The organism is Streptomyces venezuelae, assembly GCF_008642355.1.
GTDB lineage: Bacteria > Actinomycetota > Actinomycetes > Streptomycetales > Streptomycetaceae > Streptomyces > Streptomyces venezuelae_B.
This window is the reverse complement of the sequence record NZ_CP029193.1, coordinates 2,578,940-2,603,866: the sequence shown is the minus strand read 5'-3', so window position 1 is coordinate 2,603,866 and position 24,927 is coordinate 2,578,940. Positions and strand designations below refer to the sequence as shown.

General features: G+C 71.4%; 18 protein-coding genes. 13 read left to right on the top strand and 5 right to left on the bottom strand.

Translation table 11 applies throughout. The annotated features are described in order from the left end of the window. Positions 1 to 135: 135 nt before the first annotated feature. Positions 136 to 1,122: a DNA polymerase III subunit delta gene (holA, locus tag DEJ47_RS12010; protein ID WP_150167641.1), complete on the top strand. Its 987-nt coding sequence runs from the start codon at positions 136 to 138 to the stop codon at positions 1,120 to 1,122. A 342-nt stretch (positions 1,123 to 1,464) separates the two neighbouring features. On the opposite strand, the gene rpsT is transcribed toward holA, so the two are convergent. Beyond that, on the bottom strand, positions 1,465 to 1,725 hold the full coding sequence (gene rpsT, locus DEJ47_RS12005; protein WP_098242480.1) for a 30S ribosomal protein S20: 261 nt from the start codon (positions 1,723 to 1,725) through the stop codon (positions 1,465 to 1,467). Between the two features lie 218 nt (positions 1,726 to 1,943). Here rpsT and lepA point away from each other — a divergent pair, with 218 nt between their 5' ends. After that, positions 1,944 to 3,815 (top strand): translation elongation factor 4, encoded by a 1,872-nt coding sequence (gene lepA / locus DEJ47_RS12000; RefSeq protein ID WP_150167639.1) that lies wholly within the window; start codon positions 1,944 to 1,946, stop codon positions 3,813 to 3,815. Positions 3,816 to 4,075: 260 nt separating this feature from the next. Then, a complete protein-coding gene (locus tag DEJ47_RS11995) occupies positions 4,076 to 5,965 on the top strand; it encodes an AMP-dependent synthetase/ligase (RefSeq protein WP_150167637.1) in 1,890 nt (629 codons plus the stop codon). 60 nt (positions 5,966 to 6,025) lie between these two features. On the opposite strand, the gene DEJ47_RS11990 is transcribed toward DEJ47_RS11995, so the two are convergent. Then, the gene (locus tag DEJ47_RS11990) at positions 6,026 to 6,610 is read right to left on the bottom strand and encodes a two-component system response regulator (RefSeq protein WP_150175576.1); all 585 of its coding nucleotides are present in this window, start codon (positions 6,608 to 6,610) and stop codon (positions 6,026 to 6,028) included. Positions 6,611 to 6,622: 12 nt separating this feature from the next. After that, on the bottom strand, positions 6,623 to 10,717 hold the full coding sequence (locus DEJ47_RS11985) for a HAMP domain-containing protein (RefSeq protein WP_150175575.1): 4,095 nt from the start codon (positions 10,715 to 10,717) through the stop codon (positions 6,623 to 6,625). A 219-nt stretch (positions 10,718 to 10,936) separates the two neighbouring features. Here DEJ47_RS11985 and DEJ47_RS11980 point away from each other — a divergent pair, with 219 nt between their 5' ends. Both DEJ47_RS11980 and hemW read left to right on the top strand, forming a co-directional pair. Continuing rightward, the gene (locus DEJ47_RS11980; protein WP_223828319.1) at positions 10,937 to 12,844 is read left to right on the top strand and encodes a SpoIIE family protein phosphatase; all 1,908 of its coding nucleotides are present in this window, start codon (positions 10,937 to 10,939) and stop codon (positions 12,842 to 12,844) included. 41 nt (positions 12,845 to 12,885) lie between these two features. Beyond that, complete coding sequence (hemW, locus tag DEJ47_RS11975; RefSeq protein ID WP_150167635.1) at positions 12,886 to 14,118, top strand: radical SAM family heme chaperone HemW; 1,233 nt, start codon at positions 12,886 to 12,888, stop codon at positions 14,116 to 14,118. A 26-nt stretch (positions 14,119 to 14,144) separates the two neighbouring features. Here the strand turns inward: hemW and DEJ47_RS11970 are convergent, their stop codons facing one another. Together DEJ47_RS11970 and DEJ47_RS11965 are read right to left on the bottom strand one after the other, a co-directional pair. Next, on the bottom strand, positions 14,145 to 14,963 hold the full coding sequence (locus tag DEJ47_RS11970; RefSeq protein ID WP_150167633.1) for a DUF3097 domain-containing protein: 819 nt from the start codon (positions 14,961 to 14,963) through the stop codon (positions 14,145 to 14,147). A gap of 35 nt (positions 14,964 to 14,998) precedes the next feature. Next, a complete protein-coding gene (locus tag DEJ47_RS11965; RefSeq protein WP_190415751.1) occupies positions 14,999 to 15,736 on the bottom strand; it encodes an MBL fold metallo-hydrolase in 738 nt (245 codons plus the stop codon). 185 nt (positions 15,737 to 15,921) lie between these two features. On the opposite strand from DEJ47_RS11965, the gene hrcA reads away from it, so the two are divergent. The 8 genes from hrcA (at position 15,922) to DEJ47_RS11925 (ending at position 24,913) form a co-directional block, all read left to right on the top strand. After that, a complete protein-coding gene (gene hrcA / locus DEJ47_RS11960; protein ID WP_150167629.1) occupies positions 15,922 to 16,938 on the top strand; it encodes a heat-inducible transcriptional repressor HrcA in 1,017 nt (338 codons plus the stop codon). Continuing rightward, positions 16,939 to 18,078, top strand: a complete 1,140-nt coding sequence (dnaJ, locus tag DEJ47_RS11955) for a molecular chaperone DnaJ (protein ID WP_150167627.1) — start codon at positions 16,939 to 16,941, stop codon at positions 18,076 to 18,078. It begins immediately after the preceding gene. 206 nt (positions 18,079 to 18,284) lie between these two features. Next, on the top strand, positions 18,285 to 19,364 hold the full coding sequence (locus DEJ47_RS11950) for a nitronate monooxygenase (protein ID WP_150167624.1): 1,080 nt from the start codon (positions 18,285 to 18,287) through the stop codon (positions 19,362 to 19,364). After that, positions 19,361 to 20,104: a 16S rRNA (uracil(1498)-N(3))-methyltransferase gene (locus DEJ47_RS11945; RefSeq protein ID WP_150167622.1), complete on the top strand. Its 744-nt coding sequence runs from the start codon at positions 19,361 to 19,363 to the stop codon at positions 20,102 to 20,104. The genes DEJ47_RS11950 and DEJ47_RS11945 overlap by 4 nt, the downstream gene beginning before the upstream one ends. Before the next feature lie 21 nt (positions 20,105 to 20,125). Beyond that, positions 20,126 to 20,518, top strand: a complete 393-nt coding sequence (locus tag DEJ47_RS11940) for a VOC family protein (protein ID WP_150167620.1) — start codon at positions 20,126 to 20,128, stop codon at positions 20,516 to 20,518. 63 nt (positions 20,519 to 20,581) lie between these two features. After that, positions 20,582 to 21,181 (top strand): hypothetical protein, encoded by a 600-nt coding sequence (locus DEJ47_RS11935; protein ID WP_150167618.1) that lies wholly within the window; start codon positions 20,582 to 20,584, stop codon positions 21,179 to 21,181. A gap of 45 nt (positions 21,182 to 21,226) precedes the next feature. Next, a complete protein-coding gene (locus DEJ47_RS11930; RefSeq protein WP_161236210.1) occupies positions 21,227 to 24,484 on the top strand; it encodes a S41 family peptidase in 3,258 nt (1,085 codons plus the stop codon). Positions 24,485 to 24,559: 75 nt separating this feature from the next. Next, positions 24,560 to 24,913: a histidine triad nucleotide-binding protein gene (locus tag DEJ47_RS11925; RefSeq protein ID WP_150167614.1), complete on the top strand. Its 354-nt coding sequence runs from the start codon at positions 24,560 to 24,562 to the stop codon at positions 24,911 to 24,913. Positions 24,914 to 24,927: the final 14 nt, after the last annotated feature.

Here is a 24,927-nt window from a genome sequence, read left to right as displayed (position 1 = left end):
CTCCGACACCGGACGAGACCTCAAGGCCGTAGGGCCGCACCTCAGGGCCGCACCTCAGGGGCGGACCCCGGGCGGGGTCCGGCCTCAGGGCCGTACGGGACGGGCTGTCAGTGGCGCGTGGGATGCTTGACCGCGATGGCCAGGAAGACAGCACACGACGATCCGCTCGCTCCGCTCACGCTCGCCGTGGGGCAGGAGGACCTCCTCCTCGACCGCGCCGTGCAGCAGGTGGTCGCCGCCGCCCGCGCCGCCGACGCGGACACGGACGTGCGCGACCTCACCCCCGACCAGCTGCAGCCCGGCACGCTCGCCGAGCTGACGAGCCCGTCGCTCTTCGCCGAGCGCAAGGTCGTCGTCGTGCGGAACGCGCAGGATCTGTCGGCCGACACGGTCAAGGACGTGAAGGCGTATCTGGGGTCGCCGGTCGAGGAGATCACCCTCGTCCTGCTGCACGCGGGCGGCGCCAAGGGCAAGGGGCTGCTCGACGCCGCGCGCAAGGCGGGCGCGCGCGAGGTCGCGTGCCCCAAGATGACCAAGCCCGCGGACCGGCTGTCGTTCGTGCGCGCGGAGTTCCGTGCGACGGGCCGCTCGGCGACCCCGGAGGCCTGCCAGGCGCTCGTCGACGCGATCGGCAGCGACCTGCGCGAGCTCGCTTCCGCGGTGTCCCAGCTGGCGGCGGACGTCGAGGGCACGATCGACGAAGAGGTCGTGGGACGGTACTACACGGGCCGCGCGGAGGCCTCCAGCTTCACGGTGGCCGACCGGGCCGTGGAAGGCCGGGCGGCCGAGGCGCTCGAAGCGTTGCGCTGGTCCCTGGCGACCGGCGTCGCCCCCGTCATGATCACCAGCGCTCTCGCACAGGGCGTCCGCGCGATCGGCAAGCTCTCCTCCGCGCGCGGGGGGCGCCCCGCCGATCTCGCCCGCGAGCTGGGCATGCCGCCGTGGAAGATCGACCGCGTGCGCCAGCAGATGCGGGGCTGGACCCCGGACGGGGTGGCCGCGGCGCTCACGGCGATCGCCGCGGCCGACGCGGGCGTCAAGGGGGGCGGTGACGACCCCGAGTACGCGCTGGAGAAGGCCGTCGTCGCGATCGCCCGTGCGGCGCGTTCACGTCGCGCCTAGCGGCTACCGGCCGTGGGCCCACCGTCTGCGGGGCTCGTGTGCATTTCGTCTGCGGCGTGCGTCGTGGCTGGTCGCGCAGTTCCCCGCGCCCCTGACAGAGCACCCCTGCCCTCAGCGACAGAGCACCCCTGCCCTCAGCGCACCGCCCGCCCCGCCCTGAAGCCCCGCCCGAATTCCAGCACCGCCCCCGGACACAGCAATGCCCCCGGAGTGGGTCCGGGGGCATCGTCGCAGCGTGGCGTACTGCGTGGTCTGTCCGCGATTCGAGGTAGAGGGCTCGAATTACCCTCGCGGGAAGGATTGATCAGCGCCCCGGCGAGCCGGGGCCGAGGACGTCAGTCCTTAGAGGGACGCGGCCTTCGAAGCAAGCGCCGACTTCTTGTTGGCGGCCTGGTTCTTGTGGATGACGCCCTTGGAGACGGCCTTGTCCAGCTGACGCGTGGCCTCACGCGTGAGCTCGGCGGCCTTCTGGGTGTCACCGGCGGCAACGGCCTCGCGGGCCTTGCGGATCGCGGTCTTCAGCGAAGACTTGACCGCCTTGTTGCGCTGACGCGCCTTCTCGTTGGTCTTGATCCGCTTGATCTGGGACTTGATGTTCGCCACGAAAGAGCCTTTTCAGGTTCAGGTACTGCAGAGGTGACTGCAGATGAGTGTTATGACACGCGTCTCGACGCTTGAGAGGGCTACGAGACACAGCTGTCCACGGTACCAGCCGCCCTCCTACCGGCCCAAACCGAGCGCAGTGGCCCACCCATGGGACGATGGAACCTACGTATAGATCCGACCCGAGGCGACAGGCGCCTCAAGAGACAGGACCCTGCGTGCCCGCGACCCCTAAGAATGTGCCCGAGCCGAGCCGTACCGACCCGGCGCTGATCCGCAATTTCTGCATCATCGCGCACATCGACCACGGCAAGTCCACGCTCGCCGACCGCATGCTCCAGCTCACCGGAGTGGTGGAGCAGCGGCAGATGCGTGCTCAGTACCTCGACCGCATGGACATCGAGCGCGAGCGCGGCATCACGATCAAGTCCCAGGCGGTGCGTCTGCCCTGGGCCCCGACAGAGGGCCCGAGCGAGGGCAGTACGCACATCCTCAACATGATCGACACCCCGGGCCACGTGGACTTCACCTATGAAGTCTCGCGTTCGCTCGCGGCCTGCGAGGGCACGATCCTCCTGGTCGACGCGGCCCAGGGCATCGAGGCGCAGACTCTCGCCAACCTCTACCTGGCGATGGAGAACGACCTCAAGATCATCCCCGTACTGAACAAGATCGACCTGCCCGCCGCGCAGCCCGAGAAGTTCTCCGAGGAGCTCGCCAACCTCATCGGCTGCGAGCCCGAGGACGTCCTGAAGGTCTCCGCCAAGACCGGCATGGGCGTCGAGGCGCTGCTCGACAAGGTCGTCGCCGAGATCCCGCCCCCGGTCGGCGTCGCGGACGCCCCGGCGCGCGCGATGATCTTCGACTCGGTCTACGACTCCTACCGCGGCGTCGTGACGTACGTCCGCGTGGTCGACGGCCAGCTCAACAAGCGCGAGCGGATCCGGATGATGTCCACCGGGGCCACGCACGAGCTCCTCGAGATCGGTGTCTCGTCCCCCGAGATGACCCCGGCCGACGGCATCGGCGTCGGCGAGGTGGGCTACATCATCACCGGCGTGAAGGACGTCCGTCAGTCCAAGGTCGGTGACACGATCACCTCCCTGAGCAAGGGCGCCACCGAGCCGCTCGGTGGTTACAAGGACCCGAAGCCGATGGTGTTCTCGGGCCTGTACCCGCTGGACGGCTCGGAGTACCCGGACCTGCGCGAGGCTCTCGACAAGCTGCAGCTCAACGACGCCGCGCTCGTCTACGAGCCGGAGACCTCGGCCGCTCTCGGCTTCGGTTTCCGCGTCGGCTTCCTCGGGCTCCTGCACCTCGACGTGATCCGCGAGCGCCTGGAACGCGAGTTCGGGCTCGACCTGATCGCCACCGCCCCCAACGTGGTCTACCGCGTGATCATGGAGGACGGCACCGAGCACACGGTCACCAACCCGAGTGAATTCCCCGAGGGCAAGATCGACCAGGTCTTCGAGCCGGTCGTGCGTGCCACGATCCTCGCGCCCAGCGAGTTCATCGGCTCGATCATGGAGCTGTGCCAGAACCGGCGCGGCGTCATGCTCGGCATGGACTACCTCTCCGAGGACCGCGTCGAGATCCGCTACACGCTGCCGCTGGCCGAGATCGTCTTCGACTTCTTCGACCAGCTGAAGTCCAAGACGCGCGGTTACGCGTCCCTGGACTACGAGCCCACGGGCGAGCAGTCCGCCCAGCTCGTCAAGGTCGACATCCTGCTCCACGGTGACAAGGTCGACGCGTTCTCGGCGGTCACGCACAAGGACCAGGCGTACGCGTACGGCGTGCGGCTCGTCGCCAAGCTGCGCGAGCTCATCCCGCGGCAGGCCTTCGAGGTGCCCGTCCAGGCGGCGATCGGGTCCCGGGTCATCGCCCGCGAGACCATCCGCGCCATCCGCAAGGACGTCCTCGCCAAGTGCTACGGCGGTGACATCTCCCGTAAGCGCAAGCTGCTCGAGAAGCAGAAGGAGGGCAAGAAGCGCATGAAGATGGTCGGCTCCGTCGAGGTGCCGCAGGAAGCCTTCATCGCCGTCCTCTCCAGCGACGACAGCGGCCCCGGCAAGGCCAAGAAGTAAATGCCCCGGCGGCGGGTCCGCCGCCGCCCCGCGGGCCCGGTGCGCACACGCACCGGGCCCGCGGCGCGTTGCGGCGGGCCTGCCCGTTCCGTTTGGGTGTCTGTAGGAAGTGACAGGCAGATGCCCCTTACGCACCGGGCGTCGGCGCTCTACCCTGATCACCACTCGTAGGTTACTCGCAAGTTAAACAAGTAGCCCTGAGGGATGTAAGAAGCAGCCGCCAGCCAGTTCGCCGCACTGACGTGGGCCCGGAGGATGTCGTGAGCGACACACAGACCTTGATCGAGAACCGTCCGCCGTCCGTGGCGCATCTCTTCCTGGAGCGCGTGGCGGCCACCCCGGATGCCGAGGCCTACCGCTATCCCGTCCCGGCGGCGTCGGGCGAGGGCCCCGACGAATGGAAGTCCCTCAGCTGGGCGCAGGCCGCCGAGCGCGTCGACGCCATCGCGGCGGGCCTCGTCGAGCTCGGCCTGCGGGCCGAGGACCGCGTCGCCCTCGCCTCCTCGACGCGCGTCGAGTGGATCCTCTGCGACCTCGCCATCATGTGCGCAGGCGCGGCCACCACGACCGTGTACCCGCAGACCAACGCCGAGGAGTCGGCGTACATCCTGGCCGACTCCGGCAGCCGTGTGCTGATCGCCGAGGACGCCGCGCAGCTCGCCAAGGCCCGCGAGAAGCGCGCGGACCTGCCCGAGCTGCGCCACGTCGTCGTACTCGACCCGGAGGGCGCGGCCCCCGCCGAGGGCGACCCCGACGGATGGGTGCTCACCCTCGCCGACCTGGAGGCCCGCGGCGCCGCGCACCTGGAGAAGAACCCGGGACTCGTCAAGGAGCGCATCGCGGCGATCACCAAGGACCAGCTCGCCACGATCATCTACACCTCCGGCACCACCGGTAGGCCCAAGGGCGTGCGCCTGCCCCAGGACAACTGGTCGTACATGGCCAAGGCCATCGCGGCGACCGGCCTGCTCGGCCCCGACGACGTGCAGTACCTGTGGCTGCCGCTCGCCCACGTCTTCGGCAAGGTGCTGACCTCCGGGCAGATCGAGCTGGGCCACGTCACCGCCGTCGACGGCCGCGTCGACAAGATCATCGAGAACCTGCCGGTGGTGCAGCCGACGTACATGGCGGCCGTCCCCCGCATCTTCGAGAAGGTCTACAACGGCGTCGCGGCCAAGGCACGGGCCGGCGGCGCGGCCAAGTACAAGATCTTCCAGTGGGCCGCGGAGGTCTCCCGCGAGTACGCGAAGGTCAGCCAGGACAACTTCCGCAGGACCGGCACCGCGTCCGTGCCGTTCGGGCTGCGCGCCAAGCACAAGACGGCCGACGCCCTCGTCTACTCCAAGCTGCGCGAGGCCTTCGGCGGCAGGCTGCGCGCCGCCGTCTCCGGCTCCGCCGCGCTCGCCCCCGAGATCGGCTACTTCTTCGCGGGCGCCGGCATCCACATCCTCGAGGGGTACGGCCTCACCGAGTCCTCCGCCGCTTCCTTCGTGAACCCCGGCGAGGCCTACCGCACCGGCACCGTCGGCAAGCCGCTGCCCGGCACCGAGGTGCGCATCGCCGACGACGGCGAGATCCTGCTGCGCGGCCCCGGCATCATGGAGGGCTACCACGGCCTCCCGGAGAAGACGGCCGAGGTCCTGGAGTCCGACGGCTGGTTCCACACCGGGGACATCGGCGAGCTGTCCGTCGACGGCTACCTGCGGATCACGGACCGCAAGAAGGACCTGATCAAAACCTCCGGCGGCAAGTACATCGCGCCCGCCGAGGTCGAGGGCCAGTTCAAGGCGGTCTGTCCCTACGTCTCCAACATCCTCGTGCACGGCGCCGACCGGAACTTCTGCACCGCCCTCATCTCCCTCGACGAGCCCGCGATCCTGCAGTGGGCCAAGGAGAACGGGCAGGAGGGCAAGTCCTACGCGGAGGTGTGCGCCGCGCCCGCGACGGTCGAGCTCATCGACGGTTACGTGCGCGAGCTCAACGAAGGCCTGCAGCGCTGGCAGACCATCAAGAAGTTCCGGCTGCTGCCGCGCGACCTGGACGTCGAACACGGCGAACTGACGCCCAGCCTGAAGCTGAAGCGCCCGGTGGTCGAGCGCGAGTACAAGCACCTGATCGAGGAGATGTACGCGGGGTCGCGCGAGGCCTGAGCGACCGCAGGGCATGGCCCCGGGGTCCGGGAGCCTGCCCCGCGCGGCCGGGGCTGCCGTCTAGACGCCCCGGCCGCGGCGCATCTCCTGCACCAGTTCCTCCATGTGCGTCACGTGGCGGCGCAGTTCGAGGACGTCCTTCAGGCTGCTCGCGGCCATGTGGGTCTCGATCGCCGAGAGACGGGCGGCGAGCTCGTCGAACTGGCGCTGCTCGCGGGCCAGTATCCGTTCCAGCTGCCTGTTCTTGCGGTGCAGTTCGAGGAAGACGGTGACCTTGGCGCGCAGCACCCACGGGTCGAAGGGCTTGGTGAGGTAGTCCGCCGCTCCCGTCGCGTAGCCGCGGAAGGCGTAGCCGGAGTCGTTGTCGGTGCCCGTCAGGAAGATGATGGGCACGTCCTTGGTCTGGTCGAGCCGTTTGATGTTCGATGCCGTCTCGAAGCCGTCCATGCCGGGCATGCGGACGTCCAGGAGGATCACGGCGAATCGTTGCCGCAAAATCGCCTTCATCGCCTCCTCGCCCGAACGAGCCCGCACCAGGGGCTCGTTCAGTGATCCGAGGACGGCTTCCAGCGCCATCAGGTTGTCCTCCATGTCATCGACCAGGAGGATGCTCGCGCGGTTGTCGGTGGTGGCCTCTGCACTCATGGTCACGGTGCCTCACTCGGTCGTCGGCGGGACAACGCTCTCTCCTTGAACGCTGTCCCGCTCCTGAACGACGGTCTCTGGATCGGGGGTCGTGGGTTGCTCGTCGGCCGACGAGCCGGCCGGGTCCAGGAGGGCACAGACGACGCCGAGCAGCTGATCCACGTCCACGGGTTTGGGGACGTAGTCGGTGGCGCCCTGGGAGATCGCCTTCTCGCGGTCCCCGGGCATCGCCTTGGCGGTGAGGGCGACGATGGGCAGGCCCCGCCAGCGTGGGCTGCGACGGATCGCGGCCATGGTCTCGTACCCGTCCATCTCCGGCATCATGATGTCCATCAGCACGATGTCGACATCGGGGTTGCGTTCCAGGGTCTCGATGCCCTCGCGGCCGTTCTCCGCGTACAGGACGGGCATGCCGACACGGCTGAGGACATGGGTGAGGGCGAAGACGTTGCGGATGTCGTCGTCGACGATGAGCACCCTGCGACCCGGCAGTATGCGGCCCGCGTGGCCTTCCTTCCACTCCTCCAGTTTGGTGGGCGTGGGCCAGCTGTCGTCCGGTTCGAGGGCAGTGTGTGGGCGCAGGGCGGCCTGTTCGACCGGTTCCGGGAGGTGCTGGGTGTGTGCCGCGGCGTACGCGATGGCGGCCGCGCCGTGGCCCGGGTGCACCACGGGGACGTAGAGCGAGAAGGTCGAACCCTGGCCGGGGCTGCTCTCCGCGGTGATACGGCCGCCGAGCAGGCCCGCGATCTCACGGCTGATGGAGAGGCCGAGGCCCGTGCCGCCGTACTTGCGGTTGGTGGTGCCGTCGGCCTGCTGGAACGCCTCGAAGATCACCGGGAGCTGCTCGGCGGGGATGCCGATGCCGGTGTCGCTGACGGCGAAGCACAACAGGTCCTCGTTGTCGTGCAGCAGCCGGTCGCCCGAGGACTCCTTGACGCGGCTGACGCGCAGCTCGACGCTGCCCGCCGAGGTGAACTTCACCGCGTTCGACAGCAGGTTCCGCAGGATCTGCTGGAGGCGCTGCTCGTCGGAGAACATCTCGCGCGGCACGTCCTCGCCCACCGACACGTCGAAGGCGAGGCCCCGGTCGAGGGTGAGCGGGCGGAACGTCGCGTGGACGTAGTCGAGGACCTTGATGAGGGGGAGCTTCTTGGGGCGTACGTCCATCCGGCCCGCCTCGATCTTCGACAGGTCGAGGATGTCGTTGATGAGCTGCAGCAGGTCGGAGCCGGAGCGGTGGATGGTCGTCGCGAACTGCACCTCCTGGTCGGAGAGGTGGTCGTCGGGGTTGTCGGAGAGCAGCCGGGCGAGGATGAGCAGCGAGTTGAGCGGCGTGCGCAGCTCGTGCGACATGTTCGCCAGGAACTCCGACTTGTACTGGGAGCTCGTGGCCAGCAGCGCGGCCTTCTCCTCCAGCTCCGCGTTGGACCTGCGCAGTTCGGCCTGTTGGCGCTGGAGTTCGTCCGAGCGCTCCTGGAGCTGGATGGCGAGGCGCTGCGACTCGCCGAGCAGCGACTCCGTGCGGGAGTTGGCGATGATGGTGTTGATCGCGACACCGATGGTGTTGACGAACTGGTCGAAGAACGCCAGGTGGACGTCGGAGAAGCGGGAGAACGTCGCCAGCTCGATGACGCCGAGCAGCTTGTCCTCGAAGAGGATCGGGATGATGACGACCGTCGCCGGTGCCGCGTCGCCGAGCCCCGAATGGATCTTGATGTAGTCCGGCGGCACCTCCTCGACGAGGATGCGCTTCTTCTCCAGCGCCGCCTGGCGCACCAGACCCTGCGCGGGCATGCCGCCCGTGTCGACGACCGAGCCCTGCGCCGCTCCGTACCCGGCGATGAACGCGAGGCCCTTGGCGGTCACCTGGCTGGGCGCGGGCGCCTCCGCCGTGTCCGGGTCGGCCAGGAAGAACGCGCCGTACTGCGCGTTCACCAGCGGTGTCAGCTCGCGCAGGATCAGGTCGGCGACCTCCATCAGGTCGCGGTGGCCCTGCATCAGACCGGCGAGGCGGGCGAGGTTGGACTCCAGCCAGTCCTTGGCGCGGGTGGTCTCACGGAGGTTGTTGACCATGAGGTTGATGTTGTCCTTGAGCTCGGACACCTCACCCCGGGTCTCCACCGTGATGGAGCGGGTCATGTCGCCCTGGGCCACGGCGGATGCGACCTCGGCGATCGCGCGGACCTGAGTGGTGAGGTTCAGCGCGAGCTCGTTCACGTTCGTCGTCAGGCGCTTCCACGTGCCGTACACGCCCTCGACCCGGGCCTGACCGCCCAGCTGGCCCTCGGAGCCCACCTCGCGGGCCACGCGGGTGACCTCGGAGGAGAACGACGACAGCGTGTCCACCATGGTGTTGATGGTGGTCTTCAGCTCCAGGATCTCGCCGCGCGCGTCGACGTCGATCTTCTTGGAGAGGTCGCCCTGGGCCACCGCGGTGGCGACCTGCGCGATGTTGCGGACCTGGCCCGTCAGGTTGTCCGCCATGTAGTTGACGTTGTCGGTGAGGTCCTTCCACACGCCGGACACACCGAGCACCTGCGCGCGGCCGCCGAGCCTGCCGTCCGTGCCGACCTCGCGGGCGACGCGGGTCACCTCGTCGGCGAAGGCGCGCAGCTGCTCCACCATGGTGTTGACGGTGTCCTTCAGCTCCAGGATCTCGCCGCGCGCCGTCACGGTGATCATCTTGGAGAGGTCGCCGTTGGCGACGGCGGTGGTGACCTGGGCGATGTTGCGGACCTGGGAGGTGAGGTTGGACGCCATGAAGTTGACGTTGTCGGTGAGGTCCTTCCAGACGCCCGACACGCCCCGCACCTGGGCCTGACCGCCGAGGTTGCCCTCGGTGCCGACCTCGCGGGCGACGCGCGTGACCTCGTCGGCGAACGCGGACAGCTGGTCGACCATCGTGTTGATCGTCGACTTCAGCTCCAGGATCTCGCCCTTCGCCTCGACCGTGATCTTCTTGCCGAGGTCGCCCTGCGCCACGGCCGTCGACACGAGCGCGATGTTGCGGACCTGGGAGGTGAGGTTGTCGGCCATGAAGTTGACGTTGTCGGTGAGGTCCTTCCACACACCGGACACGCCCCGCACCTGGGCACGGCCGCCGAGGTTGCCTTCGGTGCCGACCTCGCGGGCGACACGGGTGACCTCGTCGGCGAAGGCGGACAGCTGGTCGACCATCGTGTTCACCGTCGACTTCAGCTCCAGGATCTCGCCCCGGGCGTCGACGGTGATCTTCTGGCTCAGGTCGCCGTTGGCGACGGCGGTGGTGACCTGGGCGATGTTGCGGACCTGGGAGGTGAGGTTGGACGCCATGAAGTTGACGTTGTCGGTGAGGTCCTTCCACACGCCCGACACCCCGCGCGCCTGAGCCCGGCCGCCCAACTGGCCCTCGGTGCCGACCTCGCGCGCCACACGCGTCACCTCGGCGGCGAACGCGGAGAGCTGCTCCACCATCGTGTTCACGGTCAGCTTCAGTTCGAGGAGCTCGCCCGTCGCCTCGACGGTCACCGTGCGCGTCAGGTCGCCCTGTGCCACCGCCGTCGTCACGAGCGCGATGTCCCGCACCTGCGCGGTGAGCCGGGACGCCATCGTGTTGACGGCCTCCGTCACGTCACGCCAACTGCCCGACAGACCGCGCACCTTCGCGCGCCCGCCGAGCCGCCCCTCCGTGCCGACCTCGCGGGCGACCCGCGTGACCTCGCCGGTGAAGAGCGACAACTGGTCCACCATCGTGTTGACGGCACGGCCCAGGCGCCGTAAGTCACCGCGCAGTTCACGGGTGCCGTCGTGCAGGTCGACGCGTTGCGTGAGGTCGCCGCCCGCCACCGCGTTCAGCACCCGGGTCGCGTTCGCCGCGGGGGCGACCAGCGCGTCCAGCAGGGTGTTGACCTCCGAGACACGGGCGGCCCACCGGCCCTGGCCGGGGCTCGCGCCGAACCGCTCGTCCAGCCGGCCGTGCCGTATGATCTCGCGCCGCACGCGCACCAGCTCGCCGTCGAAGTGCAGCGAACGGTCCAGCATCTCGTTGAAGACCGAGTACAGCTCGGCGGTCAGACCGTCACCCACCGGCGCCACTTTGGTGAAGTCGCCGTCCCGCGCGGCACGCATGGCGGCGAGAAGCGGGCGCAGCTGGGCGTTGGCTGAATCCATACCGGACTCGGCACTCTGCGTCGGGACCGGGAGCCGGTCTTTTCCAAGCACAGGCATAGCACTGTTCTCACTCATAACGGCCCACTTCGGTAACTCGGTGCTTATGAGCGTGGCCAGTCTGTCACTCTGTCGGTGTCGCCTGAGGCGTATTCGCCCGAACTGCTCAGGAGCCGCACCGTGGGGTCCATTCCGATGCAACGGGAGGCCGATATTCGTGCCTCCGCCACGGACCCGGGCCGCCCCGGGCCACCGGCGGTCGTGCGCACGTCACTGCCCGGAAACCCGCTGGCGCCCGCCGCCGCGCGGAGATTCGTGCGGGCGGCGCTCGCCGACTGGACCGAGCTCGGCGTGCCCGCGGCCGCGGGCATCACCGACCGGCTGGCCGACGACGCGGTGCTGTTGGTCAGCGAGTTGGTGACCAACGCCGTCGTGCACGCGGGCACGGCCGTCGAGCTGATGTGCCGGCTCGACGACGTGCTCCCCGGCGAGCTGACGGAGACCCTCCTCATCGAGGTCGCCGACCACCACCCCTCACGCGCCGTCCGCGGCGACCACCGTCCGCCGTCCCTCGGCACGCCCGAGTACGGCCGGGGCCTCCACCTCGTCGCGACCCTCTCCGAGTCCTGGGGCATCACCTACCGCACCGGCACGAAATCCGTCTGGGCCCGGCTGCCCGTCGAGGGCGTCCAGGCCGTCCACGAGATCGAGTCGTACGCGAGCGAGCAGGCGCTGCAGCGCGGACTGCGGGCCGCCGAGATTCTCGCGCCGCTGCCCAACCAGGCCTCGCAGGACACCGATTGGGTCAACAGGGGCGCGCTCTCCTTCCTCGCCGAGGCGTCCGACCTGCTGGCCGGACAGTTCGACCAGGACCTGGTGGCCGCACTCGCCGGACAGCTCCTCGTGCCGCGCCTCGCGGACTGGTGCGCGGTCTGGCTCGACGACGGGACGGCGCACAACTCCGTGGGCCTGCAGGGGGCGCGGCTCGCCCGGGTGTGGCACACCAGCGAGCACCGGATAGAGGAGCTGCGCCGCGTCCTGGAGAAGGAGCCGCCCCACGTCCCGGACACGGCGGGCTCCGGCGCCTTCCCGCTGCCCTGGCCCGGTGAGGCGCTGACGGGAGGGCCGGCCGGCGCGGCCCTGGCGTACCGGCTGACGGCCGGCGGGCGCGTCCTCGGCACGCTCGTCATCGGCCGGTCCGGGCTCGTCCGCTTCCCCGACGAGGTCACGGGTCTCGTCGAGGACTTCAGCCGCCGCGTCGCCCTCGCCATCAGCACCGCCCGCCGCTACCAGCGCCAGGCCAACATCAGCCAGGTGCTCCAGCGCGGCCTGCTGCCCAGCAAGGTCGCGGACATCCCCGGCGTCGAGAGCGGCCTCGTCTACGAACCGCAGGACAAGGGCGGCCCCGGTGGCGACTTCTACGACGTGTTCCAGGCGGGTGACGGCCGCTGGTGCTTCGCGCTCGGCGACGTCCAGGGCAAGGGGCCCGAGGCGGCCGTCGTCATCGGTCTCGCCCGCCCCTGGCTGCGGCTCCTCGCCCGCGAGGGGTACCAGGTCGCGGAGGTCATGGACCGCCTCAACCAGCTGCTCCTCGACGACGCGACCGAGGCGGCGGACGCGGCGGCGGCGGTCGTCGCGGTCGCGGGCGGGCAGGGCGTGCCGCCCGACAGCCCCACGTCGCGCTTCCTCTCGCTCCTGTACGGAGAGATCGTCCCGTACGAAGGAGGGGTCCGCGTCACCCTCGCCTGTGCCGGGCATCCGCTGCCGCTCGTCATGTCCGCGGCGGGGGAGGTGCGGGAGGCGGCCACTCCGCAGATGCTGCTCGGGGTCGTCGACGACGAGACGTACACGAGCGAGAGCTTCGACCTGCGGTCCGGCGAGACGCTCCTGTGCGTCACGGACGGCGTCACCGAGCGCCGGACGGGCCGCCGCCAGTTCGACGACGGAGACGGCCTCGCCAAGGCCCTCTCCGGCTGCGCGGGCCTCGACGCGCAGCTGGTGGCGGAGCGCATCAGACGCCTAGTCCACGAATTCTCGGAGCGGCCACCGGACGACGACCTGGCCCTGCTGGTGCTGCGGGCCCGGTGAGGGGGAGGGGGCGTGGCGTCGGGTGGGGGACAATCGACGGTATGCCCTCCGCACTGCCCGATGGTGAGCCCATGCCCGAGGACGGCGCGCTGCCCGCGTCCGCCCTCGACGGCGCGGCCTCCCGCCCCCTCGGCTTCTACCTGCACGTCCCGTACTGCGCCACGCGCTGCGGCTACTGCGACTTCAACACGTACACCGCGACCGAGCTGCGCGGCTCCGGCGGCGTCCTCGCCTCCCGCGACAACTACGCGCAGACCCTCGCCGACGAGGTGCGGCTCGCCAGGAAGGTCCTGGGCGACGACCCGCGGCCCGTGCGGACCGTCTTCGTCGGGGGCGGTACGCCGACGCTGCTCGCCGCCCGCGACCTCGTGGCGATGCTCGCCGCCGTACGGGACGAGTTCGGGCTCGCGGACGACGCGGAGATCACGACGGAGGCGAACCCGGAGTCGGTCGACGAGGCGTATCTGAGCGAGCTCCGCGAGGGCGGCTTCAATCGCGTCTCCTTCGGCATGCAGAGTGCGAAGCAGCACGTCCTGAAGGTGCTGGACCGCACGCACACGCCCGGCCGCCCCGAGGCGTGCGTCGCCGAGGCGCGGGCCGCCGGCTTCGAGCACGTCAACCTCGACCTGATCTACGGCACGCCCGGCGAGACCGACGACGACTGGCGCGCCACGCTCGACGCGGCGATCGGCGCGGGACCCGACCACGTCAGCGCCTACGCGCTCATCGTGGAGGAGGGCACGCAGCTGGCGCGGCGCATCCGGCGCGGCGAGGTGCCGATGACCGACGACGACGTGCACGCGGACCGGTACCTGATCGCCGACGAGGTCCTCGGGAACGCGGGCTTCTCCTGGTACGAGGTGTCCAACTGGGCCACCTCCGACAGCGGCCGCTGCCTGCACAACGAGCTGTACTGGCGCGGCGCCGACTGGTGGGGCGCGGGACCCGGCGCGCACAGCCACGTCGGCGGTGTGCGGTGGTGGAACGTCAAGCATCCCGGTGCGTACGCGGGAGCGCTGGCGGGCGGCGGGTCGCCGGGGGCCGGACGTGAGGTGCTGTCGGCGGAGGACCGGCGGGTGGAGCGGATCCTGCTGGAGCTCCGGCTGCGGGAGGGCTGCCCGCTGTCGCTGCTGCGCGAGGCGGGGCTCGCGGCGTCCGTACGGGCCCGGGACGAGGGGCTCCTCGATGCCGGGCCGTACGCGGAGGGACGCGCCGTCCTGACGCTCCGAGGGCGGCTCCTCGCCGACGCCGTGGTGCGGGACCTGGTGGACTGAGGGCGCGCCCCCGGGCGTGGATCGGTCTACGGGAGCGTGACGAAGTCGATCAGTTCTTCCACGCGGCCCAGGAGCGGGGGCTCCAGGTCCTTGTAGGAGTGGACCGAGTTCAGGATGCGCTGCCAGGCCGCGCCCGTGTTGGGCGGCCAGCCGAGGGCCTCGCAGACGCCCGTCTTCCAGTCCTGGCCGCGGGGGACGCGGGGCCAGGCGGGGATGCCGACCGAGGACGGCTTCACCGCTTCCCAGACGTCGATGTAGGGGTGCCCGACGACCAGGGCGTGGGCGCTGGTGACCTGCGCAGCGATGCGGGACTCCTTGGAGCCGGGGACCAGATGGTCGACCAGGACGCCGAGGCGGGCGTCCGGTCCGGGGGCGAACTCGGCGACGATCGCGGGGAGGTCGTCGACGCCCTCCAGGTACTCCACGACGACGCCCTCGATGCGCAGGTCGTCGCCCCAGACGCGCTCGACGAGTTCGGCGTCGTGCCGGCCCTCCACGTAGATGCGTCCCGCGCGGGCGACCCTGGCCCGCGCCCCGGGCACGGCCACCGAGCCGGACGCGGTGCGGGACGGACGTACGGGAGCCGCAGCCCGGGAGGGGCGGACCAGGGTGACCGGGCGGCCCTCCAGGAGGAAACCGCGCGGTTCCATCGGGAAGACGCGGTGCTTGCCGAAGCGGTCCTCCAGCGTCACCGTGGGGCCCTGCGCCGTCTTCTCGCAGCGGATCACCGCCCCGCAGAAACCGGTGCTCAGCTCCTCGACCACGAGGCCGGCGTCCGCCGCCACCTCCGGCACGGGCTTCGGCTTCTTCCAAGGGGGCGTGAGGTCGGCGGAGTACTGGCGCATTCTCGTGACGATAGGAAGAGCGGTGGCGTCACGCGTCACGACACGCCGAAGCGGGCGGCCAGTGTGGCGCGTTGGGCACGGACAAAAGCCGCATCCACCGTCGCGCCGTGCCCGGGTACGTAGAGCGCGTCCTCGCCCCCCAGGTCCAGGAGGCGGTCGAGCGCCGCGGGCCAGTGGTTCGGCGCCGCGTCCGGGCCCGCCTGCGGCTCACCCGACTCCTCCACGAGGTCGCCGCAGAAGACGACCTCCCGGCCGCCCCCGGTGCCGGGCACGAGGACCGCGAGGTCGTGGCCGGAGTGGCCGGGCCCGAGGTTGGCGAGCAGCACCCGCACGTCGCCGCCGAGGTCCAGCGTCCACTCCCCGCACACCAGGTGGTGCGGGCGGACCAGGAGGTCGGCCGCCTCAGCCGCCGCGTCCGGGTCCAGACCATGCCGCACGGCGTCCTCGCGCAGCTCGTCGCCGCCCCTGGCGAAGACCGTGTCGATGCCCACCGCCCCGTACACCTCCACGCCCGCGAACGCCGCCGCTCCGAGGACGTGGTCGAAGTGCGGGTGCGTCAGCGCGAGGTGGGTGACCCTGCGGTCGCCGCCCAGAATGCGCCGGGCCTGCGTGCGCAGCGCCGCACCCTCCGCGAGGCTCGACCCCGCCTCGATCAGGAGGGCCGCGTCGTCGCCGACGACGAGCCCCGCCGTGCAGTCCCAGACGGGCAGACGGCACCGTCCCACGCGCGGTGCGAGCCGCTCCCAGCCCGCCGCTTCCCATGCCGGCGTCACGTTCATACGGTGACGCTATCCGTACGCGCGGTGTTCGGCAGCCCGCGTCTTGCCGGGTCCGTACCCGACGGCCGTACACTGACCTTTTGAAGTGCTGGCACTCGCCCGCGGGGAGTGCCAGGCGAGGGGGCTCGGGGGATGCCGGGGCCCGTCGTGAACGACGGAGACAGCTGGAGGTGTGCGCGATGCTCAGTGAACGCAGGCTCGAGGTGCTGCGCGCCATCGTCCATGACTACGTGGGGACGGAGGAGCCCGTCGGCTCCAAGGCGCTCACCGAGCGCCACCGTCTGGGGGTCTCCCCGGCCACCGTCCGCAACGACATGGCGGTGCTGGAGGAGGAAGGGTTCATCGCCCAGCCGCACACCAGCGCGGGGCGCATCCCGACCGACAAGGGCTACCGCCTCTTCGTCGACAAACTCGCGGGCGTCAAGCCGATGACCGCGCCCGAGCGGCGCGCCATCCAGAACTTCCTCGACGGCGCCGTCGACCTCGACGACGTCGTGGGGCGCACGGTGCGGCTGCTCGCGCAGCTCACCCGGCAGGTCGCCGTCGTGCAGTACCCGTCGCTCACACGGTCGACGGTGCGGCACGTGGAGCTGCTCTCGCTGGCCCCCGCCCGGCTGATGCTCGTGTTGATCACGGACACGGGCCGGGTCGAACAGCGCATGATCGACTGCCCGGCGCCGTTCGGCGAGAGCGCGCTCGCGGACCTGCGGGCCCGGCTGAACAGCAGGGTGGCGGGGCGTCGCTTCGCCGATGTGCCACAGTTGGTGCAGGACCTTCCCGAGGCCTTCGAGGCCGAGGACCGCGGCACCGTCGCGACGGTCCTTTCCACCCTCCTCGAGACGCTCGTGGAGGAGACGGAGGAGCGGTTGATGATCGGCGGCACCGCCAATCTCACCCGCTTCGGACATGACTTTCCCCTCACCATCCGGCCCGTTCTCGAAGCCCTTGAGGAGCAGGTCGTGCTCCTCAAGTTGCTTGGGGAAGTGCAGGATTCGGGCATGGCCGTACGGATCGGTCACGAGAACGCCCATGAGGGGCTCAGCTCCACGTCCGTGGTCTCGGTCGGCTACGGTTCGGGAAGCGAGGCAGTCGCCAAACTCGGCGTGGTCGGACCGACCCGCATGGACTATCCGGGAACGATGGGAGCAGTACGCGCAGTGGCACGTTACGTCGGACAGATCCTGGCGGAGTCGTAAGTGGCCACGGACTACTACGCCGTACTCGGCGTGCGCCGCGACGCTTCCCAGGACGAGATCAAGAAGGCCTTCCGGAGGCTGGCGCGTGAGCTTCACCCGGACGTGAATCCGGACCCGAAGACTCAGGAGCGCTTCAAGGAGATCAACGCCGCGTACGAGGTGTTGTCGGACCCGCAGAAGAAGCAGGTCTACGACCTCGGCGGCGACCCGCTGTCCCAGGCGGGCGGCGGCGGAGGCGCGGGTGGCTTCGGCGCCGGCGGCTTCGGCAACTTCTCCGACATCATGGACGCGTTCTTCGGGACGGCGTCGCAGCGCGGGCCGCGTTCGCGCACGCGCCGTGGCCAGGACGCCATGATCCGCCTGGAGATCGACCTCGAAGAGGCCGCCTTCGGGACCACCAAGGACATCCAGGTCGACACGGCCGTCGTCTGTACGACCTGTAGTGGTGAGGGTGCCGCGCCCGGTACCTCCGCCCAGACCTGTGACATGTGCCGCGGTCGCGGCGAGGTGTCCCAGGTCACGCGGTCCTTCCTCGGTCAGGTCATGACCTCGCGGCCCTGCCCGCAGTGCCAGGGGTTCGGCACGGTCGTGCCGACGCCGTGCCCCGAGTGCGCGGGCGACGGACGGATCCGCTCGCGGCGGACCCTGACGGTCAAGATCCCGGCCGGTGTCGACAACGGCACGCGGATCCAGCTCGCGGGCGAGGGCGAGGTCGGCCCCGGCGGAGGCCCCGCCGGTGACCTGTACGTCGAGATCCACGAGCTGCCGCACGCCGTCTTCCAGCGGCGCGGCGACGACCTGCACTGCACGGTGACGATCCCCATGACCGCGGCGGCCCTCGGCACGAAGGTGCCGCTGGAGACGCTCGACGGCCTGGAGGAGATCGACATCCGTCCCGGCACGCAGTCGGGGCAGTCCGTCCCGCTGCACGGGCGCGGCATCACGCATCTGCGGGGCGGCGGTCGCGGTGACCTCATCGTGCACGTCGAGGTCCTCACGCCGACGAAGCTCGACCCCGAGCAGGAGCGGTTGCTGCGGGAGCTGGCGAAGATGCGGGGGGAGGAACGGCCCACGGGGCAGTTCCAGCCCGGTCAGCAGGGCCTGTTCTCCCGCCTCAAGGACGCGTTCAACGGGCGGTAGCGCCTTGAGCGGTGTTTTCCTGGCCCCCGGCGACGGTTCTTACCGTTGCCGGGGGCTTTGTCTTCGCCTGCGGGTGCGCGGGAACCGCGCGACCAGCCCGGGACGGGCCGCAGCCGCCGACGCGGGAGAAGGGGCAGAAGAGGCCGCGCACACCGGCGCGGAGTGCGCGATTCGGCGCCCAGTGAGGACCGTGGCACGATGCCGTCATGTCCTCCGCACTGACCGAGCTCTGTCGTCTTCCGATCGTGCAGGCCCCCATGGCGGGCGGGGCCTCCGGGCCCGCGCTGGCCGGGGCCGTCGCCGAGGCCGGAGGGCTCGGGTTCCTCGCTGCCGGGTACAAGACCGCCGACGGGATGTACCAGGAGATCAAACAGCTTCGGGGGATCACCTCGCGGCCCTTCGGCGTCAACCTGTTCATGCCGCAGCCCGACACCGCGGACGCCGCGGCCGTCGAGGTGTACCGCAACCAGCTCGCCGGCGAGGCCACCTGGTACGAGACGGAGCTCGGCGACCCGGACAGCGGGCGCGACGACGGGTACGACGCCAAGCTGGCGATCCTGCTCGACGACCCCGTGCCGCTCGTCTCCTTCACCTTCGGCTGCCCCACCCGTGACGTCCTCGACGCCTTCGCCCGCGTCAACACGCTGACCGTCGTCACCGTCACCACCGCGGAGGAGGCCCAGACCGCCCAGTGGGCGGGCGCCGACGCCGTGTGCGTCCAGGGCATCGAGGCGGGTGGGCACCAGGGGACACACAAGGACAATCCCGAGGCCGACGGGGCAGGGATCGGGTTGCTGTCCCTGATCACGCAGGTCCGCGAGACCGTGCAGATTCCCGTCGTCGCCGCCGGCGGGCTCATGCGCGGCGCGCAGATCGCCGCCGTGCTCGCCGCGGGCGCCGACGCCGCGCAGCTCGGCACCGCCTTCCTCGTCACCCCCGAGTCGGGCGCCAACCCGCTCCACAAGCAGGCCATGACCAATCCGCTGTTCGTGCGGACCGAGCTGACCCGGGCGTTCTCCGGGCGCCCCGCGCGCGGCCTCGTCAACCGGTTCATGCGCGAGCACGGCCCGTACGCCCCCGCCGCCTACCCGCAGGTCCACCACCTCACCAGCGCCCTGCGCAAGGCCGCGGCGAAGGCAGGGGACGCGCAGGCCATGGCGCTCTGGGCCGGGCAGGGCCACCGACTCGCCCGCGAGCTGCCCGCCGGACAGCTCGTCGAGGTCCTCGCCGCCGAACTCGTCGAGGCGAGGACGAAGGCCGCGTCGGACGCGGAGGGCGCCGCATGACCGCCCCGGTTTTCGTCGTCGAGCACTTCGACGCGGGTGACGGCGGACGCTATGTGCTCGACGGGCCGGAGGGACGGCACGCCGTCTCCGTGAAGCGGCTGCGCGCCGGTGAGGACGTCGTCCTGACCGACGGCGCCGGGCGCTGGACCGAGTGCGTGGTCGTGGACACCGAGGGCAAGGACCGGCTGATCGTCCACATGGACTCCGTCGCCGAGGAGCCCGCGCAGTCGCCCCGCATCACCGTCGTCCAGGCCCTGCCGAAGGGCGACCGCGGCGAACTCGCCGTGGAGACCATGACGGAGACGGGCGTCGACGCCGTCGTGCCGTGGACCGCGTCGCGCTGCATCACGCAGTGGAAGGGCGAGCGCGGCCTCAAGGCCCTCGCCAAGTGGCGGGCCACCGCGCGCGAGGCGGGCAAGCAGTCGCGCCGGGTCCGCTTCCCCGAGGTCGCCGACGCCGCGTCGACGAAGCAGGTCGCCGCGCTCCTCGCGGACGCCGACTTCGCTGCCGTCCTGCACGAGGAGGGCAGCAGCGACCCGCTGGCCACGGCGGAACTCCCCACCGCCGGGCACATCGTGCTGGTCGTCGGGCCCGAAGGGGGTGTGTCGCCGGAGGAGCTCGCGGTGTTCGCCGAGTCGGGCGCGAAGCCGTACCGGCTCGGGCGTAGCGTGTTGCGCACGTCGACCGCCGGGACCGCGGCGACGGCGCTCCTCCTCGGACGCACCGGCCGCTGGTCCTGACCGAACCCCACGGGGGATGCGTTGGAACTCGCCCAGGTGCGTCTGCTCGTCGCGGACTTCCCCGCCTGCTACCGCTTCTACGGCGAAGTGCTGGGCCTCAAGCCCCAGTCGGGCGCCCAGGACGGACCGTACGAGAAGTTCAGCCCCGCCGTCGGCTCGGCCGGCATCGCGCTGCAGGACCGGGCGATGATGGCCGGCCTGCTCGGCGAGCTGGCCGACGCGGCGACCGGGCACCGCTCGCTGGTGGTGCTCAGGGTCGACGACCTGGACGCGTACTGCGCGGAGATCGTCGGACGAGGGGCGGTCCTCGCGCACGGGCCCGCGCCCATGACGGAGCGCATGCGGGTCGCCCACCTCAAGGACCCCGAGGGCAACCTGGTGGAGTTGCAGGAGTGGCTGCTGCTGCGCACCTGAGCTGTGGACAGATGGCCGCAAGCGGTCTACCACACCGGCGTGCGCGGTGGCACTCTGCCGCCCATGGGGGCATTGAGGCGGTTACGCGGCCAGGTGCCGGGGACGCGGCGCGGGACGATCCTGTACGCCGTCGGGCTCGTCGGCGCCGCCGCGCTGGGAGTCTCCGCGTGCGACCCGGTGGACGGTGGGATGAACACCTCCGCGGTCGCGCTCACGGTGGACGAGATGGGGACCAAGGAGCTGGAGCGGCAGGGGGCCGACGTGTCCTGGCTCAGCTGCACCGCGAGCTACAAGGACAAGGTCACGCCGCACAGCGGGTCCGCCGGGACGGAGTCCGTGATCGAGGTGGACTGCCAGGGCGAGACCGACGACGGTACGGACATCAGCATCAAGGGCCGGGTGAGTTCCGTCGTCGACGGGGCCTGCGTCCGCGGCAGCCTCACCGCGAAGATCGGCGGCAAGCAGTGGTTCCAGGTCGATGTGCTGGGGAACTGCGAGGCGGGTGACGGAGACGGCAACGGCGACGGTGGGAACGACGGGGGCGAGCAGTCCTCCGCCCCGCCCACCCACCAGGAGCCTGACCCCACCCCCACCGTCACCGTGACCGTCACCGCCGACCCGCCGCCACCCCGGCCGACCTGCGACTGTCTGCCCGGGAAGTGATCGTGCCCCTGTCGGCACGCCCGGCGCCTGCCTAGGCTGGTCGGTGTGACAGAGGCAGCGCACCGCGCATATCTCCGGTTCCCGCACATCCACGGCGAGTTGCTCACGTTCGCGGCAGAGGACGACGTCTGGGTCGCGCCCCTCGACGGGGGCCGGGCCTGGCGGGTCAGCGCCGACGACACACCCGTGAACCATCCACGCATATCCCCGGACGGCACGACAGTCGCCTGGACCTCCACGCGCGACGGGGCCCCCGAGGTGCACATCGCACCCGTCGACGGCGGCCCCTCCAAGAGGCTGACGTACTGGGGGTGTTGGCGTACCGCCGTGCGCGGCTGGACCCCCGACGGGCGGGTCCTCGCCGTCAGCGCGACGGGACAGGCCTCCCTGCGCCGCGGCTGGGCGCGAGCCGTACCGCTCGACGGCGGCCCCGCCACCACCCTGCCGTACGGTCCCGTCGGCGACGCCGTCCACGGCGCCGACGGGCAGGTCCTGGTGCTCTCCGCCCCGATGGGCCGGGAGGCAGCCTGGTGGAAGCGGTACCGGGGCGGCACCGCGGGCAAGCTGTGGATCCGGCGCGCCGACGGGGACGGTGACGCGGGCGGCGCGACTCCCGACGACGGAGAGCCCCGTTTCGTGCGCGTCCACGAAGACCTCGACGGCAACATCGAGTACCCCCTCTTCGTCGGCGGGCGCATCGCCTTCCTCTCCGACCACGAAGGCGTCGGCGCCCTCTACTCCTCCCTGCCCGACGGCTCCGACCTGCGCCGCCACACCCCCCTCGACGGCTTCTACGCGCGCCACGCGGCCACCGACGGCACCCGCGTCGTCTACATGTCCGCGGGTGAACTCTGGCTCCTCGACGACCTGTCGGACGCCGAACCCCGCCGCGTCGGCCTGCGCCTCGGCGGCCAGCGCACCGACCTCCAACCGCACCCCGTGAGCGCCGCCCGCTGGTTCGGGGCCGCCGCGCCCGACCACACCGGACGCGGCAGCGCCGTCTCCGTGCGCGGCTCCGTCCACTGGGTCACGCACCGCGAGGGCCCCGCCCGCGCGCTCGCCGCCGAACACGGGGTGCGCGCCCGGCTGCCGCGTACGTTCCGCGTGCAGGGCGAGGAGCACGTCGTGTGGGTCACGGACGCGGAGGGCGACGAGGCCCTGGAGTTCGCACCCGCCACCGGTTCCGCGCCCGGCGCCACCCCGCGCAGGCTCGCCGCGGGACAGCTCGGCCGGGTCCTCGGGCTCGCCGTCGCCCCCGACGGCTCCCGCGCCGCCGTCGCCTCGCACGACGGGCGCGTGCTGCTCGTCGAGCGCGAGAGCGGCGAGGTCCGCGAGGTCGACCGGAGCGAGGACGGCGAGGCGACCGGGCTCGTCTTCTCGCCCGACTCCGCCTGGCTCGCCTGGTCCCACCCCGGCCCGCGCCCGCTGCGGCAGCTGAAGCTCGCCAACACCGCCGACCTGTCGGTGGCGGAGGCGACGCCGCTGCGCTTCCGCGACTACGCGCCCGCGTTCACCCTCGACGGCAAGCACCTCGCGTTCCTCTCCGCCCGCTCCTTCGACCCGGTCTACGACGCGCACGTCTTCGACCTCGCCTTCGTCGGCGGATCGCGCCCGTACCTGATCACGCTCGCCGCGACCACGCCGTCCCCCTTCGGACCGCAGCGCCACGGCAGGCCCTTCGACGCGCAGGACGGCGCCGAGACCCCCGACAGCGAGGGCGCGCCCGTCACCCGCATCGACTTCGACGGACTCGCCGACCGCATCGTGCCGTTCCCCGTCGAGGCCGCCCGCTACAGCACGCTGCGGGCCGCGAAGGACGGCCTGCTCTGGCTGCGCCACCCGGTGCGCGGCGTCCTCGGCGCCTCCCGCGCCACGCCGCACGACCCGGAACCGAGGACCGAACTGGAGCGGTACGACTTCGCGGAGCGCCGCGTCGAGGAACTGTCCGCGGACGCCGACCACTTCGCGGTCACCGGCGACGGCAAGCGGATCCTGCTGTGGACCGACGGCAAGCTGAAGGTCGTGCCCAGCGACCGGCGCGCGTCCGGCGACGAGGACAGCGCGTCGAACATCACCGTCGACCTCACCCGCATCCGCCACACCGTCGACCCGGCCGCCGAGTGGCGGCAGATGTACGACGAGACGGGCCGCCTCATGCGGGACAACTTCTGGCGGCCCGACATGGGCGGCGTCGACTGGCACGGCGTACTGGAGCGCTACCGTCCCGTCCTCGACCGCGTCGCCACCCACGACGACCTCGTCGACCTGCTGTGGGAGGTGCACGGCGAACTCGGCACGTCGCACGCCTACGTCACGCCGCGCGGCGGCGGGGGCGGGGCGCTCCGGCAGGGGCTCCTCGGCGCGGACCTCGCGCGCGGCGAGGACGGGCTGTGGCGCATCGCCCGGATCCTGCCCTCGGAGACGTCCGACCCGGACGCGCAGTCGCCGCTCGCCGCGCCCGGCGTCGCGGTCCGCCCCGGTGACGCGGTCGTCGAGGTCAACGGCAGGACGGTCGACCCCGTCACCGGGCCTGGCCCGCTCCTCGTGGGCACCGCGGGCAAAGCCGTCGAGTTGACGATCTCGCCGTCGGGCGGCGGCGATCCGCGGCACGCCGTGGTCGTCCCCGTCGACGACGAGGAGCCACTGCGCTACCACGCCTGGGTCGCCGACCGGCGGGCGTACGTCCACGAACGCTCGGGAGGCCGCCTCGGCTATCTCCACGTGCCCGACATGCAGGCGCCCGGCTGGGCGCAGATCCACCGCGACCTGCGCGTCGAGGTCGCCCGCGAGGGCCTGGTCGTGGACGTCAGGGAGAACCGCGGCGGGCACACCTCGCAGCTCGTCGTGGAGAAGCTGGCGCGCCGCGTCGTCGGCTGGGACCTGCCCCGCGGTTCCCGCCCGTTCAGCTACCCGGCGGACGCGCCGCGCGGCCCGGTCGTCGCCGTCGCCAACGAGTTCTCCGGCTCCGACGGCGACATCGTCAACGCCGCGATCAGGGCACTCGGCATCGGACCCGTGGTGGGCACCCGCACGTGGGGCGGCGTCATCGGCATCGACAGCCGCTACCACCTGGTCGACGGGACGCTGGTGACACAGCCCAAGTACGCGTTCTGGCTGGAGGGCGAGGGCTGGGGCGTCGAGAACCACGGCGTCGAACCGGACGTCGAGGTCGTCACCACCCCGGACGACCATGCGGCGGCCCGCGACCCGCAGCTGGACGAGGCGGTACGCATCGCACTGGCCGCACTGGCGCAGAACCCGGCGAAGACGCCCCCGGAGCTGCCGGGCGCGGGCGCGGAGTGACCTCTCCCGGGCCCCCTGACCCCGGGCCGATAGCATGCGGAACGTACTGATCTTTCCCGATCCAGGAGGCGGCCCATGGCGGGCGAAGCGCAAAGCGACTGTCTGTTCTGCAAGATCGTCGCGGGTGAGGTGCCGGCGACCGTCGTCCGGGAGACCGAGACGACCGTGGCTTTCCGTGACATCAACCCGCAGGCGCCGACCCACGTCCTGGTGATCCCCAAGGCGCACTATCCGGACGCCGCGTCGCTCGCCGCCGCCGAGCCGGTGATCGCCGCGGACGTGCTCCGGGAGGCGGGTGAGGTCGCCGCGCAGGAAGCGGCCGACAGTTACCGCATCGTCTTCAACACGGGGTCCGGCGCGGGCCAGACCGTCTGGCACGCGCACGCGCACGTCCTGGGCGGCCGCGGCCTCCAGTGGCCCCCCGGATAGCGGGGACCGTCCTC

What these genes read in the sequence shown, in the direction of transcription:
- holA (WP_150167641.1), top strand. Translation starts at nt 136, where the DNA reads ATGGCCAGGAAGACAGCACACGACGATCCGCTCGCTCCGCTCACGCTC.
- DEJ47_RS11990 (WP_150175576.1), bottom strand. Translation starts at nt 6,610, where the DNA reads ATGAGTGCAGAGGCCACCACCGACAACCGCGCGAGCATCCTCCTGGTC.
- DEJ47_RS11985 (WP_150175575.1), bottom strand. Translation starts at nt 10,717, where the DNA reads ATGCGTGCCGCGCGGGACGGCGACTTCACCAAAGTGGCGCCGGTGGGT.
- hemW (WP_150167635.1), top strand. Translation starts at nt 12,886, where the DNA reads ATGCCCTCCGCACTGCCCGATGGTGAGCCCATGCCCGAGGACGGCGCG.
- DEJ47_RS11970 (WP_150167633.1), bottom strand. Translation starts at nt 14,963, where the DNA reads ATGCGCCAGTACTCCGCCGACCTCACGCCCCCTTGGAAGAAGCCGAAG.
- hrcA (WP_150167629.1), top strand. Translation starts at nt 15,922, where the DNA reads ATGCTCAGTGAACGCAGGCTCGAGGTGCTGCGCGCCATCGTCCATGAC.
- DEJ47_RS11950 (WP_150167624.1), top strand. Translation starts at nt 18,285, where the DNA reads ATGTCCTCCGCACTGACCGAGCTCTGTCGTCTTCCGATCGTGCAGGCC.
- DEJ47_RS11945 (WP_150167622.1), top strand. Translation starts at nt 19,361, where the DNA reads ATGACCGCCCCGGTTTTCGTCGTCGAGCACTTCGACGCGGGTGACGGC.
- DEJ47_RS11935 (WP_150167618.1), top strand. Translation starts at nt 20,582, where the DNA reads ATGGGGGCATTGAGGCGGTTACGCGGCCAGGTGCCGGGGACGCGGCGC.
- DEJ47_RS11925 (WP_150167614.1), top strand. Translation starts at nt 24,560, where the DNA reads ATGGCGGGCGAAGCGCAAAGCGACTGTCTGTTCTGCAAGATCGTCGCG.